Below are 4,796 nucleotides of genomic sequence, written 5' to 3'. Positions count from 1 at the left end.
GTATAAACCTGATCTTCAATCAGTCTAAACCAATAACGGGTACTATTTAGTGAGAATTTGACAGGCCTCAAACAAAATGTTGTAAAAACTACAGAATTGGATGTGTAAACGAAGTTTTGTTGCGCTAGTCGCACGATAATGATGTTTGAGTTACATCAAAACGAAAAAAAATTTCAAATTGATGTAACTCGATCTGGCTGTTAAGACGATTGAATATCAACAACCAGCTGTTGAATTCTTTTCATCAAATTTGGTGCTTGCTTGGCGATTTCGCGTTGTTCATCAAGCACTGAGCTCAAAATTTCTTTTGTGGTCAGTGGATTTGCCAAAACCACTCGAAACACTATCGTATTCATGCGTTGCCATTGGTCTGGGTTCAGTCTTGTACGTGAAACGAACGATTTGCCCGTTTCGCGCTGACGCTTTTGAATAAACTGTGTTAACTCATTGATCAGCTCATTCAGTTGTTCTTTTTGTGAGCCTTCTGCTTGTGCTAATGCTTCACGGATGAATGGCGGCAAATAACGGTATGTGAGCAGACAAAGCTCTGGTTCAGAAACTAACTCGAAATCATCTTGCTGTTTGATTAAATCCGCAAAGTATCGAGCTTTTTCAATGCTTTGGTCAATCAGAAGCTCGTAACCTGGGCGACTTATGATGTGCATTGCGGCGTAGACCAACATCGCCATACCCGAACGTGAACCTTCTAATGTATGGCTGCCTAGGTCTTTTGAACCTTTGCGCAATATATATTGAGCGTGATGCTCTATGGATTTCATTGCGTCAGGGTCTTTGAACAGAACCATACCAGCGCCCATCGGGATGTAGAGCTGCTTGTGCGCATCAATAGTTACTGAGTCTGCCATTTCCACACCTTTAAGAAGGTGACGGTGATGGTTAGACATAAGTGTTGCGCCACCCCATGCGGCATCCACATGGAAGTGACAGCTGTGAGCTTGGCAGACTTCAGCGATTTCAGGCAATGGATCAACATTACCTGTCTCTGTTGTGCCAGCCACACCAATAACAGCAATAGGCTTGATATTTTGTTTTTCGAGCTCAACAATTTTCGCTTTCAGGTCGTTGACAATAATACGGTTGTTGGCATCGGTTTTAACCGCAACCAAGCCCTCTTGGCCTAGCCCTAATACATCGGCTGCTTTCTTAAGGGAGTAGTGACCACGCTCAGACACTAGCACCGCTAAGCCATCATAGCCATAGTGCTTCATGGCTTTAAAAAGGCCTTCCTTTTCAACGCCTTTAAATGAGCCATTGGCTCTTAACGCTTTGTTACGTGCTACCCAAAGCGCAGTGATATTGGCAATGGTGCCGCCGGAACAAAATGCGCCTAATGAGTGGTTTGCACTGTGCATCCACTGATTGTAAAACGTATCATTCTGACCATATATCAAGCGATGCAGCATACCCAAAACTTGACGCTCAAGTGGCGTAAAGGCTTTGGAAGTCTCTATTTTTACCAGGTTTTGGTTTAAGGCGATCATGATCTTTGACAGTGGCATCAAGAAATAAGGCAGTGCCGATGTCATATGACCAATGAAGCTTGGTGAAGATGTGTGAACTGAGTGCGACACCAAAGTGTCGAGTAAGTGCTCTGTATGATCTGACACGAACTCTGGCTGCTCAGGAATCTGAGCAGAAGAAAAGTCTTTTTCGATTTCGCGTAAAGGCTTTTCTTCTGCCACGATGTGTTCACGAAGAAATTGATTTAGATTTCGCGAGAGGCTCTCGTCAATTTTAGTTAACGTTGAGTCCGGACCTTCTGGGACAGTGAAGATCTTTAGCAAGCTCTCAAAGCTAACATCAGCGGTTTTTTGTTCCTTAACCATAGCAAAGAATCTTTGTAGTTATTTTGGTAATGCGAGCGGCACAATCTAAACTAAAACGGGCGCAAAGTCCCGTTTTAATTGTTGAAACCCAAGTTGTAGAAATGAAAATTTTAGGTGAAGGTTACGATATTCACATTAAAAAATTCTAGATTGAGTACGTTAAAACATTCTAGTGTTTTTGAATGCTAATCAACGACTAATGCGAGCAACCTTAGTCACATTTCTGCTTTTCAATCTTTTCTATTGACTGATTGTACTTATTAAGTGCGGTATCAATTTGTTGGGGATGACTAAGCAGATCAGCGAATGCTGAACGAAGCTCGTAGTTTTTGGGGTGGTTAGTTGATTGACGGTCGCTAAATGTCTGTTTTGCAACTTCACCTAACTTATCGCTTCGGGTCGCTAACTGCTTAACGTCATGTTGCTCTAGTTTTAACCATGCTTCGATTGGCTGTTCCGTCGCAACGCGGCTAGGGTCGTTCTCTAGAAAGTAGTGAACCGCTTCGCGGTTTAATTCAAAGTGATGTTTACGTCCATCCAAGAACCATTGACTCACTTCTTTCAGATCTGGATATTGGGTAACCGTCAAATCAACAAGATCTTGATACCACTGTAGTGAGGCATCGACGTAGCCATCGTATTTGCTAGCAAGACATTGTTGATCTGCGGCAAGCGTAAAAGTTGAGCTTGTAGCGAGGAGCGCTGCAACGACAAAGCGTTTCATTCTTCTTCCTTCTGGTTGTTATCCCTTTATTAACGCAATGCACATCAGTTGATGTTTCTCCCTTCTTTCTATTTGGTCGTGACAAATCGTTGGGCTGAATGACGAAAAGAAAGAGGGGTCTTGCCAAAAAATATTGACCACTTTGACGTTAACTGGGTATTTAAATTTTTGCCGTATTGTAATGGATGTTAAAGCGAAAACCTGAGATCTAGCTAGCAAGTGATACAAAGAAAAGCATCATAACTGGTACCAATAAACTCAAAATAAAGCCGCTAACGATAGCAACAGGAACACAACGCACACCACCGGTGGTTTGAATAACGGGTAGGGTGAAGTCCATTGCTGTTGCACCGGCATAACCAATTGCGGTGCACGGATAGCTACGAATAAAGAGAGGAATGGCAACCAGTGCGACTAGCTCTCTCATCAATTCAATCAAGAACGACGCGCCACCAAATACCGGACCAAAAGCGTCACCCATTAAAATACCTGCGAGTGAATACCAGCCAAAACCTGAAGCCATTGCGAGTGCTTGATAAAGAGGAAGATCCAAAAGCACCGCTGCAAGAACGCCACCAAGCATACATGTTGCGATGACAACAGCCGCAATGGCCATTCCTTGTTTATTTAATAGGATTTGACGCAGAGTAAGTCCACTATTGCGCAGCTGAATACCAATAAAAAATAGAAGTAGAAAGAGTATCCATTCGCTTGCTGTATCTACCCAACTCAAATCAATGGGTAACAGCAGGCCAACCACTAACCCGCCGCCAACGACCACGATAAGCTTAACAGACTCTAAAGCCATCGAAGATAACGGTAGCTTCTTTTGATTTTGATTGGTCTGGAGTGGGATAATTTTATCAATAATAGGCAGAGCCAACAGGTTGCAGGCACTTAGACACAAAAAAAACGTACTCGCATAGAGGAGAATACTTTGTAAGTTGCTGCTTAAATTATCGAGCGCCGCCAAACTAAGACCCATCAACGACAAAATGACGTAAATAAGGTAGGACGTTGACTGATTGATCTTCTCCAATAACGAAGATCGAGATATAGGAATTAGATACCCCACCACAAGCGGAGCGAAAATAAATAGCATCCCTGAGAACATAAAGCTCAATGATTCCTTTTTGAGATAACATCAACACGCATAAATCAAATTATCTATCGGTTGAAATTAGAGACATTTCACCACACACAGCTCAGCCTTGAGCGAATCGTTTTATCGCGGATAAGGTATTATCAGAAAGCGATAAATTACAAACCGCTAGCATTGAGTACAGCACGGATTTGATCATTGAAGTCAGTATCACTCATGTTACTAAGTTCATACAAGACTTCTGCACCAGTTAAGTTGAATTCAACTTCATGTTCGTCAATGCGTTCATCGTGATTGCGGAACATCAATAAATGATGCGCAATTCTAGCGATGTCGAGATAACTCACTTCTGGTCGCGTTAACTCGTATTTTTCGTTTGAGGATACTTCTCTGAAGTCGTTGTCAAATCCCCAACGCTCAAGCACTAGTTTACTTGTGGCAGAACAACGTGTTTGGAAGATTTGCAATGCAATATCTGGGTCTAAGTAATTGCCCCTATCTAAGTACAAGTGGTACTCATTAATTAGGCAAAATAACCCTATATCGGCTAATAGACCGACCAATAACGCCTTTTCTTGCTCTAGATGACCGTAAGTGCCTGGCTCGTGGCTACGAAACGATTGAACCAACATCACCATGACGGCACCGAGCTCACGCGATATCGCTGCACTCTTCACCAAGATGGCATTGCATTCTTTAGTGAGATTAACTGAGTGTTTAAGTTGCTCGATCGCTTGTGCGGTAACAATATCACGTACACGAAGTATTCCGAGACGAGATACCGCTGTAGTTAAGTCGTTGCAGGTGATATTTCTGCGATTGAAAATCACAGAGTTAGCGACTCGTAAAACGACCGCTGCTAATCCGGGATCTTCCAATAAACAGTTAGCAACATCGGCAATCGTGGTGTGTTCTTCGACACATAACTGCTGAATTTTAAGCACGACATCAGGAATAGGAGGTAACGAAATCTTACCCGTGGCGATGGACTGTTCTACCAGCTGAGCAAACTCGGATTCCAGTGCGTTTATAAGCTTATCTTTATTATTTGGCAGCCAAAAAAATGATAAATGTTCCATTGTGACGCTGTACTTGAGATCTTTCGTACAGTGTACCCTTACAG

Annotated in this window: 4 protein-coding genes; all 4 read right to left on the bottom strand. The window is 42.7% G+C overall.

Annotated elements, in window-relative coordinates; all coding sequences use genetic code 11:
- Positions 1-200 precede the first annotated feature (200 nt).
- Positions 201-1,847, bottom strand: a complete 1,647-nt coding sequence (gene panP / locus CAG68_RS20480) for a pyridoxal-dependent aspartate 1-decarboxylase PanP (RefSeq protein WP_025766849.1) — start codon at positions 1,845-1,847, stop codon at positions 201-203.
- A 211-nt stretch (positions 1,848-2,058) separates the two neighbouring features.
- Positions 2,059-2,571, bottom strand: a complete 513-nt coding sequence (locus CAG68_RS20475) for a hypothetical protein (RefSeq protein WP_017634875.1) — start codon at positions 2,569-2,571, stop codon at positions 2,059-2,061.
- A 208-nt stretch (positions 2,572-2,779) separates the two neighbouring features.
- On the bottom strand, positions 2,780-3,685 hold the full coding sequence (locus tag CAG68_RS20470; protein ID WP_005378011.1) for a lysine exporter LysO family protein: 906 nt from the start codon (positions 3,683-3,685) through the stop codon (positions 2,780-2,782).
- Between the two features lie 146 nt (positions 3,686-3,831).
- Positions 3,832-4,752, bottom strand: coding sequence for an HDOD domain-containing protein (locus CAG68_RS20465; RefSeq protein WP_005378009.1), 921 nt, complete (start codon positions 4,750-4,752; stop codon positions 3,832-3,834).
- Positions 4,753-4,796: the final 44 nt, after the last annotated feature.

The sequence above is a fragment of the Vibrio sp. V42_P2S4T144 genome (genome assembly GCF_009904715.1).
GTDB lineage: Bacteria > Pseudomonadota > Gammaproteobacteria > Enterobacterales > Vibrionaceae > Vibrio > Vibrio alginolyticus.
This window is presented reverse-complemented; position numbering and strand designations above follow the sequence as displayed.